This window comes from Ralstonia sp. RRA (assembly GCF_037023145.1).
Classification (GTDB): Bacteria; Pseudomonadota; Gammaproteobacteria; order Burkholderiales; family Burkholderiaceae; genus Ralstonia.
Window position 1 is genome coordinate 3,427,610 of the sequence record NZ_CP146091.1, and the last position, 15,149, is coordinate 3,442,758.

Annotated in this window: 10 protein-coding genes; 7 read left to right on the plus strand and 3 right to left on the minus strand. The window is 65.3% G+C overall.

Translation table 11 applies throughout. The features are described 5' to 3' along the window. The first annotated feature begins 8 nt into the window (after nt 1–8). From gcvT to V6657_RS16515, 7 genes are all read left to right on the plus strand, one after another. On the plus strand, nt 9–1,136 hold the full coding sequence (gene gcvT / locus V6657_RS16485) for a glycine cleavage system aminomethyltransferase GcvT (RefSeq protein ID WP_048935637.1): 1,128 nt from the start codon (nt 9–11) through the stop codon (nt 1,134–1,136). A 41-nt stretch (nt 1,137–1,177) separates the two neighbouring features. Continuing rightward, nucleotides 1,178–1,558 (plus strand): glycine cleavage system protein GcvH, encoded by a 381-nt coding sequence (gcvH, locus tag V6657_RS16490; protein WP_048935638.1) that lies wholly within the window; start codon nt 1,178–1,180, stop codon nt 1,556–1,558. Nucleotides 1,559–1,633: 75 nt separating this feature from the next. Continuing rightward, nucleotides 1,634–4,573, plus strand: a complete 2,940-nt coding sequence (gene gcvP, locus V6657_RS16495; RefSeq protein ID WP_048935639.1) for an aminomethyl-transferring glycine dehydrogenase — start codon at nt 1,634–1,636, stop codon at nt 4,571–4,573. Between the two features lie 157 nt (nt 4,574–4,730). Beyond that, on the plus strand, nt 4,731–5,849 hold the full coding sequence (locus V6657_RS16500; RefSeq protein ID WP_053166420.1) for an alginate lyase family protein: 1,119 nt from the start codon (nt 4,731–4,733) through the stop codon (nt 5,847–5,849). A gap of 91 nt (nt 5,850–5,940) precedes the next feature. Further along, a complete protein-coding gene (locus tag V6657_RS16505; RefSeq protein WP_048935640.1) occupies nt 5,941–7,317 on the plus strand; it encodes an L-serine ammonia-lyase in 1,377 nt (458 codons plus the stop codon). A 415-nt stretch (nt 7,318–7,732) separates the two neighbouring features. After that, entirely contained in the window at nt 7,733–9,103 is a 1,371-nt protein-coding gene (locus V6657_RS16510) for a nucleotide sugar dehydrogenase (protein ID WP_082170301.1), read from the plus strand. A gap of 196 nt (nt 9,104–9,299) precedes the next feature. Further along, the gene (locus tag V6657_RS16515) at nt 9,300–11,354 is read left to right on the plus strand and encodes an oligopeptide transporter, OPT family (RefSeq protein ID WP_048935641.1); all 2,055 of its coding nucleotides are present in this window, start codon (nt 9,300–9,302) and stop codon (nt 11,352–11,354) included. A 14-nt stretch (nt 11,355–11,368) separates the two neighbouring features. On the opposite strand, the gene V6657_RS16520 is transcribed toward V6657_RS16515, so the two are convergent. The 3 genes from V6657_RS16520 to V6657_RS16530 form a co-directional block, all read right to left on the minus strand. Continuing rightward, nucleotides 11,369–12,502, minus strand: a complete 1,134-nt coding sequence (locus tag V6657_RS16520) for a YbdK family carboxylate-amine ligase (RefSeq protein ID WP_048935642.1) — start codon at nt 12,500–12,502, stop codon at nt 11,369–11,371. 9 nt (nt 12,503–12,511) lie between these two features. Next, entirely contained in the window at nt 12,512–13,735 is a 1,224-nt protein-coding gene (locus V6657_RS16525; RefSeq protein WP_048935643.1) for a cation:proton antiporter, read from the minus strand. 203 nt (nt 13,736–13,938) lie between these two features. Then, nucleotides 13,939–15,072 (minus strand): branched-chain amino acid ABC transporter substrate-binding protein, encoded by a 1,134-nt coding sequence (locus V6657_RS16530; RefSeq protein WP_048935644.1) that lies wholly within the window; start codon nt 15,070–15,072, stop codon nt 13,939–13,941. Nucleotides 15,073–15,149 lie beyond the last annotated feature (77 nt).

The window sequence follows — 15,149 nt, forward strand, 5'->3', positions numbered from 1 at the left end:
GAGATTCCATGACGCTCCAACACACGCCGCTCAACGCCATCCACCGCTCGCTGGGCGCCCGCATGGTCGACTTTGGCGGCTGGGACATGCCCGTCAACTACGGCTCCCAGATCGAAGAACACCACGCCGTGCGCCAAGACGCCGGCATCTTCGACGTCTCGCACATGTGCGTGGTCGACCTCACCGGCGCGCGCGTGCGCGATTTCCTGCGTGGGCTGCTCGCCAACAACGTCGACAAGCTGCAAACCCCGGGCAAGGCGCTCTACAGCTGCATGCTCAACCCCAAGGGCGGCGTGATCGACGACCTGATCGTCTATTTCTTCCGCGAAGACTGGTTCCGCCTGGTGGTCAACGCCGGTACCGCGCCGACCGACCTCGAATGGATCGTCGCGCAGAACGCCGCTGCCGGCACCGACGTGACCATCACGCCGCGCCGCTCCGACAACAACGCTGGAGCGGAGCCGCTGGGCATCTTGGCTGTGCAGGGCCCGAACGCCCGCGCCAAGACCTACGCCGCGCTGCCCGGCACGCAGGCCGTGGGCGAAGCGCTCAAGCCGTTCAACGCCGGCTTCGTCACTGTGGATGGCGTGGGCGAGATCATGGTCGCGCGCACCGGCTACACCGGTGAAGACGGTTTCGAACTGGTCGTGCCCGCCGCGCAGATCGCCGGCGTGTGGGAGCGCCTGCTGCAAGCCGGCGTCCGCCCGGCCGGTCTGGGTGCACGCGACACGCTGCGCCTGGAGGCCGGCATGAACCTCTACGGCCAGGACATGGACGAGCACGTCTCGCCGCTCGACGCGGGTCTGGCCTGGACGGTCGACCTGCAAAGCGAACGCGACTTCACCGGCAAGGCTGCGCTGCAAGCCGGCGGCCAGCACGAGCAGTTCGTCGGCCTGATCCTGCGTGACAAGGGCGGCGTGCTGCGCGCCCACCAGAAGGTCATCACCCCCGCCGGCGACGGCGAGATCACCAGCGGCACGTTCAGCCCGAGCCTGTCGCTGTCCATCGCGCTGGCGCGCCTGCCCAAGGACGTGGCCATCGGCACCGACGTGCAGGTCGAGATCCGCGACCGCAAGCTGACCGCGACTGTGGTTAAACTGCCGTTCGTGCGCAATGGCAAGGCGCTGGTTAGCTGAACCCGAATTCCACTCATTCCAAATCTTCCGGAGAACCTTTCATGAGCAACATCCCCGCCGATCTGAAGTACACCGAACACGACGAGTGGATCCGCGTTGAAGCCGACGGCACGCTGACCATCGGCATCACCGACTTCGCGCAAGACGCGCTGGGCGACATCGTGTTCCTCGAGCTGCCGGACGCTGGCCGCACCGTCGCCAAGGACGAAGCGATTGCCGTGGTGGAATCAGTCAAGGCTGCGTCCGACATCTACGCCCCGGTGTCGGGCGAGATCATCGCCAACAACGCTGACGCTTCGGGCGCGCCCGAGTCGGTCAACGCCGATGCCTACGCCGCGTGGCTCTTCAAGATCAAGCCGACCAACGCCGACGACGTGAACGCCCTGCTGTCGGCCGAGCAGTACACCGCCAAGATCGGCTAAGCCGGTCCTTCAAGCCGATGTGCCTGACCCGCGCATCGGCTTTTTGCTGCATTGCCTGAATTTCGAGCCCTTGCCATGAACGCTCCGCACCCCGCTTCCTCGGCGCTGTCCGCCGAACGTCCCTCTTTGGCTGACCTGGAGGCGCGCGACGCCTTCTCGCACCGCCACATCGGCCCGTCTGCCGACGAGCAGGCCCAGATGCTCGGCACGCTCGGCTACGCCAGCCGCGCCGCGCTGATCGACGCCGTGATCCCCGCCGCCATCCGCCGCCAAGACGTGATGCCGCTGGGCGAATTCACGCAGCCGCTGACGGAAGAAGCCGCGCTGGCCAAGCTGCGCGGCATCGCCGGGCAGAACCGCGTGGTCAAGAGCCTGATTGGCCAGGGCTACTACGGCACGCACACGCCGGGCGTGATCCTGCGTAACATCCTCGAGAACCCGGCCTGGTACACGGCCTACACGCCGTACCAACCGGAAATCTCGCAGGGCCGCCTGGAAGCGATGCTGAACTTCCAGCAGATGGTGATCGACCTGACGGCCATGGACATCGCCAACGCGTCGATGCTGGACGAAGCCACCGCTGCGGCCGAAGCGATGACGCTGCTGCAGCGCATCGGCAAGTCGAAGTCGACCGTGTTCTTCGTGGCCGACGACGTGCTGCCGCAAACGCTGGAAGTCGTGCGCACGCGCGCCGAGCCGATCGGCGTGCAAGTGGTGACGGGCCCGGCCGCCGATGCTGCCAAGCACGACGCCTTTGGCGTGCTGCTGCAATACCCGGGCGCCAACGGTGCGCTGCTGGGCGATCTGGCGACCTACAAGGCACTGACCGACGCCGTGCACGCTGCGGGCGGTCTGGTCGTCGCCGCGGCTGACCTGCTCGCGCTGACGCTGCTGGCTGCGCCGGGCGAATGGGGTGCCGACGTGGTGATCGGCAACACGCAGCGCTTTGGTGTGCCGTTCGGTTTCGGCGGCCCGCACGCTGGCTACATGGCCGTGCGTGATGCGTTCAAGCGCTCGATGCCCGGCCGCCTGGTGGGCGTGACGATCGATGCGCAAGGCAACTCCGCTTACCGCCTCGCGCTGCAGACGCGCGAGCAGCACATCCGCCGCGAGAAGGCCACCTCGAACATCTGTACCGCGCAGGTACTGCTGGGCGTGATGGCGTCGATGTACGCCGTCTACCACGGCCCGCAAGGCCTGAAGCGCATCGCCCAGCGCGTGCACCGCCTGACCGCCACGCTGGCCGCCGGCCTGCGCGCGATCGGCTACACGCTGGAAGCCGATGCCTTCTTCGATACGCTGACGGTCGCCACCGGCCCGCGCACCGCCAACCTGCACATCGCCGCACAGGCGCACGGCATCAACCTGCGCCAGATCGACGACGCACGCCTGGGCATCTCGCTGGACGAGACCGTCACGCGCGCCGATGTGGTCGCCCTGTGGGACGTCTTCGCGCACGCCGCGCACGCCACCGCGCCGGACTTCGACAAGACCGAAGCGAGCGTCGCCGATGCGTATCCGGCCTCGCTGGTGCGCCAGAGCGCGTACCTGACGCACCCGGTGTTCAACGCCCACCACTCCGAGCACGAAATGCTGCGCTACCTGCGCAGCCTCGCCGACAAGGACCTCGCGCTCGACCGCACCATGATCCCGCTGGGCTCGTGCACGATGAAGCTCAACGCCACCGCCGAGATGCTGCCGGTGACGTGGCCCGAGTTCTCGAACATCCACCCGTTCGCGCCGGCCGACCAGACCGTGGGCTACCGCGAGATGATCGACCAGCTCGAGCAGATGCTGTGCGCCGCCACCGGCTACGCCGCCGTGAGCCTGCAGCCGAACGCTGGCTCGCAGGGCGAATACGCCGGCCTGCTGATCATCCACGCCTACCACGCCAGCCGCGGCGAGGGGCACCGCAACGTGTGCCTGATCCCATCGTCGGCGCACGGCACGAACCCGGCATCGGCGCAGATGGCCGGCATGCAGGTCGTCGTGGTCGCCTGCGATGAGCGCGGCAACGTCGATCTGGCCGATCTGGAAAAGAAGGCGGCCGAGCACAGCAAGAACCTCGCGGCGATCATGATCACCTACCCGTCCACGCACGGCGTGTTCGAGGAAGGCGTCAAGCGCGTCTGCGAAATCGTGCACAGCCACGGCGGCCAGGTCTACGTGGACGGCGCCAACATGAACGCGATGGTCGGCACGGCTGCGCCGGGCCACTTCGGCGGCGATGTCTCGCACCTGAACCTGCACAAGACGTTCTGCATTCCGCACGGCGGTGGCGGCCCGGGCGTCGGTCCGGTGGCCGTGGGCGCGCACCTCGCACCGTTCCTCCCGGGCCGCGCGGCTTCGGGTGAAGACGCCAGCCAGAACATCGGCAACGTGTCGGCTGCGGCGTTTGGTTCGGCGTCGATCCTGCCGATCTCGTGGATGTACATCGCCATGATGGGCGCCGCCGGCCTGACCGCCGCCACCGAGACGGCCATCCTGTCGGCCAACTACGTGGCCAAGCGTCTGGCGCCGTACTACCCGGTGCTGTACACGGGCGCGCACGACCTGGTCGCGCACGAGTGCATTCTCGATATCCGTCCGCTGCAGAAGGAATCGGGCATCAGCAACGAAGACATCGCCAAGCGCCTGATGGACTTCGGTTTCCACGCACCGACGATGAGCTTCCCGGTGCCGGGCACGCTGATGATCGAGCCGACCGAGAGCGAGCCGAAGGTGGAACTCGACCGCTTCATCGACGCGATGATCGCCATCCGTGGCGAAGTCGACAAGGTGATCTCGGGCGAATTCGACCGCGAAGACAACCCGCTCAAGCACGCGCCGCACACCGCTGCCGTGGTGATGGCCGATGACTGGCAGCACAAGTACACGCGCGAACAAGCCGCCTACCCGGTGGCCTCGCTGCGCAAGCAGAAGTACTGGCCGCCGGTTGGCCGCGCCGACAACGTCTACGGCGACCGCAACCTGTTCTGCGCCTGCGTGCCGATGAGCGAGTACGCGCAAGACTGAAGACCGGCCTGAGGTGACGCGGCGGCGAGGTGTTCGACTTCGCCGCCGCGTCACATGTAACCGAGCGCAATCGCTGTAACCCGTTTTGACAACCGGCGCTTTCGGGCGCTTCGCCGTTTAAGGTGACGACAGTTCACCTGATCGACGGGACCCTTCCATGCCGATGCTCCACCGCGCCCCGCTCCTTCGTCTGCTTGCCTGTGCTGCCGCTGTTGCGGTGTGCAGTGCGTGCTCGCCGACACAAGCGGGAGCAGCGGCATCTGTGTATGCCGGTGCACACAATCTGGCCAGCTCGACGCACGACTGGCGCCGCGTTTCGCCCGCGCAGTCCGGCGACCCGGCTGCCGCCAAGCTGATTGCCCGCGCAACGGAGCACCTTGGGCAGACCCCGCATCCGCTGCCGCGCCTGCACACCGAAGGCACGCTGCCGCATCAGGGCATCTACGATGAATCCGTGGTCGCCGCGCGTGACTTCCCCGTCATGCGCGACGCCGCGCTGGCCTGGCGACTCACCCGCGACAAGCGCTTCGCCGAGCAGGTCGACACCTTCCTGCACGCGTGGGTCGGCACCTACGTACCGAGCTTCAACCCGATCGACGAAACGAAGTTCGATGCGTTGATTCAGGCCTACACACTCGCGCGTGACGGCCTGACGCCGGGCACGCGGGAAGAGACGCAACGCTTCCTGCGCACGCTGGCCGAGGGCTACATCGGGCGCACGGACGCCGCCCGCCAGCCGCTTTCCCACACGTGGATCAACAACTGGCAGAGCCACCGCATCAAGCTGATGGCGATGTCGGCCGCCGCGCTGGGCGACCGCGCGCTGATTGAGCAGACACATCGCCTGTTCCTGCAGCAGCTTGCCAACAACGTGCGCCCGGACGGCTCGGTAGAAGACTTTGAAGACCGCGATGCGCTGCACTACGTCGTCTACGACTTGGAGCCGTTGACGATGGCCGCGATTGCCGTGCAGCCATTCGGCCAGCACTGGCTGCGCGAGCGCGCGAGCAACGGCGCCACGTTGGCTGCCGCCATCGATTGGCTCACGCCGTATGCCGACGGCAGCCGCACGCATGAGGAATACGTCCACTCGCACGTCGCCTTTGACAAGAAGCGTGCTGATGCTGGCCTGCCCGGCTTCTCCGGACTGTGGGAGCCGAAGAGCGCCGGCACGCTGTACTGGCAGGCTGCGCGGCTAGACCCGAATTACCGCCCGCTGGCCGAACGGCTGGCTGCCACTGCGCCCGATTGGCTGGCGCTGTGCGCGGCCCGCTGATCGGCGCACAATTTCAACAGCGGGTACGCATAACCCAGTGCAAGTGGCCAAAAGCCAACTTGCACCCTAACGCCCCCCGGAGCCTTACCCCATGGCTGTTTCTGTTTTCGACCTCTTCAAGATTGGCATCGGCCCGTCCAGCTCGCACACCGTCGGCCCGATGCGCGCCGCGCTGATGTTCGCCTCGGCTCTCGAAGCCGATGGGCTGATGCCGCAAGTGACCAGCGTGCGCGTGGAGCTGTATGGCTCCCTCGGCGCCACTGGCAAGGGCCACGGTACCGATCGCGGTGTCATCCTCGGCCTGATGGGCGAGGCGCCGGACACCATCGACCCCGACACCATCGACAGCAAGCTGGCGGAACTGCGTAAATCGCAGTCGCTGTCGCTGCTGGGCCGTCACGCGGTGCGCTTTACGGAGAAGGAGCACATCGCTTTCTACCGCCGCGAGGCGATGGCCGAGCATCCGAACGGTATGAAATTCCATGCCTTCGATGCCGCTGGTGAGCGCCTGCGTGAGGCGCGCTATCTGTCGGTTGGCGGCGGCTTTGTCGTGACGGCCGGCGCGCCGAATACGCAGGTGCTCTCTGCGCATGACCAGTTGCCGCATCCGTTTCGCAGCGGCAAAGATCTGCTGACGATGTGCGAAGCAACGGGCAAGTCCATCGCCCGGTTGATGCTCGAGAACGAACTGACCTGGCGCACCGAAGCTGAAGTGCGCGCTGGCCTGCTCAATATCTGGCATGTGATGCAGGCGTGCGTGGCGCGCGGCTGCCGCACGGAAGGCGAGCTGCCTGGCCCGTTCCATGTGCGCCGTCGTGCGGCTGAGTTGTATTCACGGCTGACCGGGCAGGCCGAGCGCACGCTGTCCGATCCGCTGTCGGTGATCGACTGGGTGAACCTGTACGCCATCGCCGTCAATGAAGAGAACGCGGCAGGCGGGCGTGTGGTCACGGCCCCCACCAACGGCGCGGCGGGCATCATCCCGGCGGTGATGCATTACTACGATCGCTTCGTGCCCGGCGCGAATGACAACGGCATCGTGGATTTCCTGCTCACAGCAGGTGCGATCGGCATGCTCTACAAGATGAATGCGTCCATCTCCGGTGCGGAAGTGGGTTGCCAGGGTGAAGTGGGCGTGGCGTGTTCAATGGCTGCTGGGGCGCTGGCTGCCGTGCTGGGCGGCACGCCTGCGCAGGTTGAGAACGCAGCTGAAATCGGCATGGAGCACAACCTCGGCCTGACCTGCGACCCCGTCGGCGGGCTGGTGCAGATTCCGTGTATCGAGCGCAATGCGATGGCTTCCGTGAAGGCCGTGAATGCCGCGCGCATGGCACTGCGCGGCGACGGCACGCACTATGTGTCGCTCGACTCCGTCATCAAGACCATGCGCGAGACCGGCGCAGATATGAAGACGAAGTACAAGGAAACCGCGCGCGGTGGGTTGGCCGTGAATATTGTGGAGTGCTGATTTGGGCTTGGGCCTTGGTGGTCCATCCCTTGTTTCATCGCCTGCCGGGGTTTCTTTGTCTTGCTGCTAAAGAAAGTCAGTCAAGAAAGGTGCCGCATAGGGCGGGAACGGCCAAACCGTTGGTTCGCGAGTGTTGTTGCTCGGGGGCTTGGCGGTTTGGCCGTTTTGCTTGTTTGAGGTGGTCGCTCAACGTTCACGACACGAGACTTCACGCAAACACGCCCCAACATCGGAGCATTCTCATACACGCACATGTTGCCTGGGCATAACGTCTGACACGTTCAATCCCGTGCCGCCCGAGTCAATGTGTCGCGACAGGATCAGCCTGCTCGATCGGGTCGTCCGCTTGCTCTAGAGAACCCCTCAAGGGACGCCCTCGTCGTATGCGGCCGCACTCCGTTATGAGCGAAACTCAATGCCTTCTCGCGAAAAATCTTCGGTCTTAGCGCCACGCCTTGTTGCCCCCGCATCTCCCATCCACGGCGCAGCCCCAATTGAAACTGCGCCGACACCGCACTGCGTCGCCGTTGTCGGCCTCGGCTACGTCGGTGCGTCACTGGCACATGCACTCTCAGGGCATTTCCGTGTGTGGGGCGTGGATATCGACGCCACGCGGGTGGCGGAGTTGCGCGAAGGCTACGACCGCACCAGCGAGCTCTCTCGCGATGCGTTGCTGAGCGCGCCAATACAACTGACCACGGATGCATCGGTACTTAAGCAGGCCGACATCATCATCGTCGCCGTGCCGACCCCAGTCGACGAGGATCGGGTACCAGACCTCCGCCCCTTGGAGCAAGCGTCCGCCGAGGTGGGCCGGCACATGAGGCGTGGTGCGATCGTCGTGTACGAGAGCACGGTCTACCCTGGCGTGACCGAAGACGTATGCATCCCCCTGCTCGAACGGCACAGCGGTTTGAAGCACTTGCATGACTTCCACGTCGGCTACTCGCCCGAGCGCATCAATCCGGGTGATCGCGAGCACACGCTCACCACCGTCACCAAGATTGTTTCGGGAGATACGCCGCAGACGCGTGACACGCTGGTAAAGCTCTACAGCGTGATCACACACGTGCATCCAGCCAAGAGCATCAAGGTGGCTGAGGCTGCCAAGGTGTTGGAAGACACGCAGCGCGACGTGAACATCGCACTGATGAATGAGGTGTCACAGCAACTCAGCACGCTCGGTGTGGATACGTATGACGTCCTGGACGCGGCGCGCAGCAAGTGGAACTTCGTGGATTTCCGGCCAGGCCTGGTTGGCGGTCACGGCATTTCGGTCGATCCGCATTACCTGATGCACGGGGCGATCCCCCCCGGGTTCAATGCAAGCCTGATCTTGTCTGCGCGCGAAACCAACGATGGCATGGCGCAGTTCGTTGTTGACCAGTTGCTCCACTGGATGACGAAACGCCACCTGCTGCATCCGCAGGCCATCGTGACGGTGCTTGGCGCTACGCTCAAGGAAGACGTGCCCGACGTTCGCCACTCGAAAGTGATCGACATCGTCAAAGCGCTCAACAGGCTGGGTATCCGCACGCAGATCGTTGATCCGCTGGCCAACAGCGACCAGGTGGCAGAGGCGTATGGCCTCCACCTGACCCCGCTGGCCGAGGCCGAGCCTGCCGATGCCATCGTACTGGCGGTGCCGCATGCCGAATATCGGGACTGCGGCTGGCGTTTGATTACATCGCTGGCCAAGCCTCACGCGCGGTTTGTGGTCTGCGACCTGAAGGCCGTACTGGATCGAGATCTGCGCCCGGAACACGCGACACTCTGGCGGCCTTGAGCTTCGGTTGAACAGCCGGTGTTGCCGCGTGTCGATGTGCGCTGCACAAGCCCGCTTCCCATCGAAGACGACCACCCACGGATCCGCCGTGCTCCCGCACGCAATTTAGAAGAAGCTCAAAACAAATCATTCGTCCCGTCGCATCCCGCCCCTCCTATAATCCGGGCCACAAAAACCCTCATCGGAGACCCGCAGGATGCAATCTCCTCATCCTCTCAAGCACACACCGGCAGCCACTCTGCCGGAGTTGACACTGCGCGGCATGATCCTCGGCGCCGTCATCACCGTGATCTTCACCGCTTCGAACGTGTACCTGGGCCTGAAGGTCGGCCTGACGTTCTCATCAGCGATTCCCGCCGCCGTGATCTCGATGGCGGTGCTGCGCATGCTCGGCGGCACCAACATCCTCGAGAACAACATGGTGCAGACGCAGGCGTCTGCAGCCGGGACGCTGTCTTCCATCATCTTTGTTTTGCCGGGCCTGGTGATGATCGGCCACTGGCAGGGCTTTCCGTTCTGGCAAACGTTTGGTGTGTGCATGGCCGGCGGCATGCTGGGCGTGGTGTTCACGATTCCGCTGCGCCACGCCATGGTGGTGCAGAGCGATCTGCCCTACCCCGAAGGCGTGGCCGCAGCAGAAATCCTGCGCGTGGGCAGCGGTCACTCCGCTGATGGCACACAGGCCGCCACTGGCGATGCCGTGCCGGCGGCCACCGGCATGCGCGATCTGGCGGCGGGCGGCATTGTTGCGGCCATCGTTGCGTTTGCGACCAGCGGCCTGCGCGTGCTGGGCGAAGGGGCGAGCTGGTGGTTCGCTGCAGGAGCCTCGGTGGTGCGCTTGCCGCTGGGCTTTTCCACGGCGCTACTGGGTGCGGGTTACCTGATCGGTCTGATGGGCGGGTTGGCCATGCTGGTGGGCTTAGTGATCGCCTGGGGCATCGCCGTGCCGTATCTGACCGCCATCACGCCAATGCCGGAAGGCAAGGCGCTTGCCGCCTTCGGTGCAGATGTCTGGCGCACACAGGTGCGCTTCATCGGTGCGGGCGTGATTGCGGTGGCGGCCGTGTGGACGCTCGGCACGCTGATCGGCCCGGTGGTGCAAGGCGTCAAGCGCTCGTTCGGCAGCCTGCGCCCGCAAGGCGATGCCCGCCAGCGTACCGAGCAGGACATGGCGCCGCGCTGGATCCTGCTGGTCACGCTGGCGATGGTGGTGGTGCTGGTCATCACCTTCGCGGCCTTCCTGGCGCCGACCATGCTGTCGGCCGGCTCGCGCTGGACGCTGATCACCTGCGCGGTGGTGTTTGCGGTGGTGTTCGGTTTTCTGGTGGCGGCGGCGTGCGGCTATATGGCCGGGCTGATCGGCTCGTCCTCAAGCCCCATCTCGGGGATCGGCATGATCGCCATCACGCTGGTGTCGCTGCTGCTGTTGGCCGTGGGCGCGGACAACGGCATCGTGGGTTCGCCCGAGGCCAGCAAGCTGGGCATTGCGCTGGCGATCTTCACCACGTCGGCCGTGGTGGCGGTGGCCACCATCTCCAACGACAACCTGCAGGATCTGAAGACCGGCTGGCTGGTCGGGGCAACGCCGTGGCGCCAGCAGGTCGCGTTGCTGGTGGGCTGCGTGGCGGGTGCGGCGGTCATCTCGCCGGTGCTGGAACTGCTCTACAACGCGTACGGCTTCCCGGGTGCATTGCCGCGTGCCGGCATGGACGCCGCACAGGCGCTGTCCGCGCCGCAGGCCACGCTGATGACGGCCATCGCCACCGGCATCTTCACGCACAAGCTGGAATGGAACATGGTGATTACCGGCACCATCGTCGGTGCCATCCTCATCGCCATCGACTGGGTGCTCAAGCGACGCGGTGGCGCGGCACGGCTGCCGGTGCTGGCCGTGGGCATCGGTATCTACCTGCCGCCGACGGTGAGCGCGCCGCTGGTGATCGGTGCCGTGCTGGCGTGGGTCATTGAGAAGATTCTCGCCAGGCGTGCCCAAGCTGCCGGCGTGCCGTACGAGCGCTATGCAGAAGTCCCGAACCGCCACGGCGTGCTGCTGGCCTCTGGCCTGATCGTGGGCGAAAGCCTGGTGGGCGTGCTGATGGCGGCCATCATCGGCGCCACGGGTAGCGATGCCCCGCTGGCCATGGTTGGCGCTTCGTTTGAAGGCGCCGCGCAGTGGCTGGGGCTGATTGTGTTCGCGCTGATCTGCTGGGCGTTTGCGCGCCGCGTGTTGGCAGTGCGCCCGGCCCACTGATCGATCGTCGCTGACTACGCAGGCTGTGCTGCCGCCTGCGTCCACCGCCCGCAACCACGTCGCACGGTCTCGTGCAGGTTGCGGGTTTCGTTTTGGGCACGGCAGATCCACTCGGCATCCGTGTCGCGCCCTTCCACCACCTCCCGCACCATATCCAGCGCCCCTTCGGACGATAGCGCCTCGGCGTGATGCGACAACACCTTGCTGGTTTCCAGGATGTGATCGGCCAACGCGCCACGGTTGCCGGTGGCCGGGTCGACGTATTCGCCCGCAAGCCCGAAGCGGCACGCCTGGAAGCGGTTGAAGGTGTAGACGAGGTAGTCGTCTTCCACCGGCGTGAACGGACGATCCAGCAGCAGCCAGCGGCCCAGCGCCTGGATATAGGCGGCGATGGCGGCGGCGCGCTCAACGGTGAGCGGGGTGTCCATCACGCGCACTTCGATCGTGCCGAATTCGGGCTTGGGACGGATGTCCCAGTAGAAGTCCTTCATGCTCTCGATCACGCCGGTGGCGTGCATCTTGTCGAAGTACGCGATGAAGGCATCCCACGTCAGCACGAACGGCGCGCGGCCCGACATCGGGAAGGCGCTGACCGAGTTCATGCGCGCGGAAGCAAACCCGGTATCCACGCCCTGCACAAACGGCGACGACGCGGCCAGCGCAATGAAGTGCGGCACGTAGCGCGACATGGCGTGCAGCAGGTACAGCGCGTCGTCCGGGTTCGGGCAGCCAATGTGCACGTGCTGCCCGAACACGGTGAACTGCTTGGCCAGATAGCCGTACAGATCCGAGATGTACTGATAGCGCGGCGACTGCGAAATCTGGCGCTGGCTCCACTGCTGGAACGGGTGTGTGCCGCCCCCGCAGATGCCGATGTTCAGCGCCGTGGCGGCCTCGGCCATGCGGTCGCGCATCTCGCGCAGCTGCCACAGTGCCTCGTCGTGGCTGTGGCAGATGCCGGTGGAGATCTCGATCATCGAGTCGGTGATCTCCGGCTTGATGTCGCCGGGGTACTCCTTGCCCTTGAGCATGCGCAAGAGATCAGGCGATGCCGAGGCGAGGTCGTAGTCGTGACGGTTGACGAGCTGCAGCTCCAGCTCAACACCAAACGTGAGGGCTTCGGATTTCGAGAACGGTTCGAGGGACATGCCTACCTCTTAGCGATTGTCGTTGTCCTGACGCACCTCACCGGCCCAGCGCAGCGACCGCGCAGTCAGGATGGGCGCAGCAATCTGCTGGATCGCCAGTGTGCACAGGATGATGGCTGCCAGCGGTGCGCCGGTCTGCGGATACAGCGCTGCCGTATCGTGCATCAGCAACCATGACAGTCCCGACATTGGCCCCAACGCCAGGCCCAGGGCCACGCTCTGGCGCATCGACAGCCCCGAGAACGAACCCAGCGCCGTCGTCCCCGCCAACTTGGCAACAAAGCGCGCCAGTACGAGGGCCACTGCCGCCACCCCGCCGATGGCCCAGTCCGATGCGGTGATCGGCAGCCCAAGCGACACGATCATCACCACAATCAGGATGCTGCCCGCGCTGCCGAAGTGCGACGGCCACACGCGCGGGTGCGCATCCTGGTGCTTGAACACCACGCCCGCCAGCAACAGCGTAAGCGGCACCGACAGCTTCAGCAGCTTGGCCATCGCCAGCGCAAACAGCACCAGGCCCACCAGCACCAGGAACGCGTAGTGATCGTCACCCGCCATGCGGTGATACAGCGCATGGCCCGCCTTGCCGACCACCCAAGCGAGCAGCACGGAGCCTGCCAGCAGATAGAGCGGGTGGATCAACGCGGCGGCCCAGTGGCCGTATTCGCTGTGCAGCCAGCCGGCGGTGAGCGGCACCAGCACGCTGGCGTAGATGCTGTTGAGCGCCCCCAGCGAAAGCAACCGTTCGGTCACCTGGCCTTCGGCGCGCAGTTCGTTCTTCAGTTGTAGCAGCACCGTGGGCGAGGTCGCCACCGCAATCGCACCGGCTGCCACCGCTACCGGTGTTGCCACGCCAAACAGTTGCAGCACCCAGGTGACGAGGCCCCAGGTCAGCAGGCTCTCGAAGCCACTGGTGAGCAGCAGCCAGCGGTTGGCGCGCAGCCACTCGAACGAGAGCCGATGCCCCAGCTCGAACAGCGCCAGCGCCAGCGCCATCTCGATCAGGATGTGGGTCTGGTCGAGCATCTCGGCGTCGATCAGCGGACGGCCGAGCACCCCGGCCGCCAGCCCCGCCACCGCGTAGCCGACGATGCGCGGCAGCTTGAGCGCCACGCGCGCAAACTCGCCGCACAGCGCTGCACCCACCAGCGCCAGCCCGATCCAGAACAGGCCGCCCGGTGCGGGGGGCCACGAAGGGAAGAGATCGTGAAGTCCTGTCATGGGCGACATGGTACCCGAAGCACCCGAGCGGGAAAGTCAGCCAAGCACTGACACGCGATGAGATCGCGTTACACGATATTTGATATCAGATGAAAGAGGTTTGATGAAGATCGCAGAATTAGCGTGTTTGCATCCGTCAGGGCCGGACAAAGAAAAACCGCCCCGAAGGGCGGTTTTCATCATGCAAACAGCGGAAACCGGTCGACGGGGGCTTACTTGCCGCCCACGCTTTCCAGCGGTGCCCACTTGCCACCGGTGACCTTGTAGACGGTGATGCCGCCGTCCTTCAGGTCGCCCTTGTCGTCGTAGGCGTAGTGCTTGGCGGTCACGCCTTGCATGTTGGTCGCGGCCAGGATCGGCAGGTACTTCTGCGGATCGGACGAGCCTGCCTTGACCATGGCTTGCATCAGGGCCATGGCACCATCGTAGGCGTACGGCGAGTACGTCTGCACCGGCGTGCCGAAGCGCTTCTCATAGCGCGCCTTGTAGCCAGCGCCGCCCGGCATCTGCTCCAGCGGCAGGCCTGCCAGCGATGCCACCATGCCTTCAGCCGCTTGCGGGCCGGCCAGCTTGATGAAGTCGTCGGTCTTGGACATTTCGCCCGACATCAGCGTGGCCTTCATGCCCAGTTCGCGCATCTGCTTGATCAGCGGTGCCGATTGGCCTTCCGCGCCGCCGTAGAACACGGCGTCCGGGTTCTTGCCCTTGATCTGCGTCAGGATGGCCTTGAAGTCGGAAGCCTTGTCGTTGGTGTACTCGCGACGCACGATCGTGGCGCCGGCAGCCTTGGCAGCCTTCTCGAACTGGTCAGCCAGACCTTGGCCGTAGGCCGTGCGGTCATCGACGATGGCGATGTTCTTGTAGCCCAGCTTCTTGACGGCAAACGCGCCAACCACCGAACCCTGCTGGGTGTCGGAGGTCATCATGCGGAACGTCGTCTTGTAGCCTTGCGTCGTGTATTCCGGCGCCGTTGCCATGGCGATCTGGGCGATGCCGGCGTTGTTGTAGATGCGCGAGGCCGGGATGGTGGTGCCCGAGTTGAAGTGGCCCAGCATGCCCTTGATGCCGTTGTCCACCAGCTTCTGCGCGACGGTGGTACCGGTCTTCGGGTCAGCCTGGTCGTCTTCCGACACCAGCTGGAACTTCACTTCCTTGCCAGCGATCTTCGGATGCGTGGCGTTGAACTCTTCCACGGCCAGCGTCAGGCCGTTCTGCATGTCCTTGCCGTACTGGGCTTGAGGACCGGTCATCGGGCCAGCGTAGCCCAGCTTGATGACTTCTTGGGCCGATGCGGCGCTACCCAGCGCGCACAGGGCTGCTGCCAGGCACAGTTGCTTCAATTTCATTTGTGCGTCTCCTAGTTCAAACGCAATTTGGATCAATAGCGCGACGGGATCGCCGTCGCCCTCCTCCCGCTTCGCGC

Excerpts from the sequence above, each read along its gene's own strand:
- V6657_RS16530 (WP_048935644.1), bottom strand. The coding sequence starts at position 15,072 with ATGAAATTGAAGCAACTGTGCCTGGCAGCAGCCCTGTGCGCGCTGGGT.
- V6657_RS16520 (WP_048935642.1), bottom strand. The coding sequence starts at position 12,502 with ATGTCCCTCGAACCGTTCTCGAAATCCGAAGCCCTCACGTTTGGTGTT.
- gcvP (WP_048935639.1), top strand. The coding sequence starts at position 1,634 with ATGAACGCTCCGCACCCCGCTTCCTCGGCGCTGTCCGCCGAACGTCCC.
- gcvH (WP_048935638.1), top strand. The coding sequence starts at position 1,178 with ATGAGCAACATCCCCGCCGATCTGAAGTACACCGAACACGACGAGTGG.
- V6657_RS16505 (WP_048935640.1), top strand. The coding sequence starts at position 5,941 with ATGGCTGTTTCTGTTTTCGACCTCTTCAAGATTGGCATCGGCCCGTCC.
- V6657_RS16515 (WP_048935641.1), top strand. The coding sequence starts at position 9,300 with ATGCAATCTCCTCATCCTCTCAAGCACACACCGGCAGCCACTCTGCCG.
- gcvT (WP_048935637.1), top strand. The coding sequence starts at position 9 with ATGACGCTCCAACACACGCCGCTCAACGCCATCCACCGCTCGCTGGGC.
- V6657_RS16500 (WP_053166420.1), top strand. The coding sequence starts at position 4,731 with ATGCCGATGCTCCACCGCGCCCCGCTCCTTCGTCTGCTTGCCTGTGCT.
- V6657_RS16525 (WP_048935643.1), bottom strand. The coding sequence starts at position 13,735 with ATGTCGCCCATGACAGGACTTCACGATCTCTTCCCTTCGTGGCCCCCC.
- V6657_RS16510 (WP_082170301.1), top strand. The coding sequence starts at position 7,733 with ATGCCTTCTCGCGAAAAATCTTCGGTCTTAGCGCCACGCCTTGTTGCC.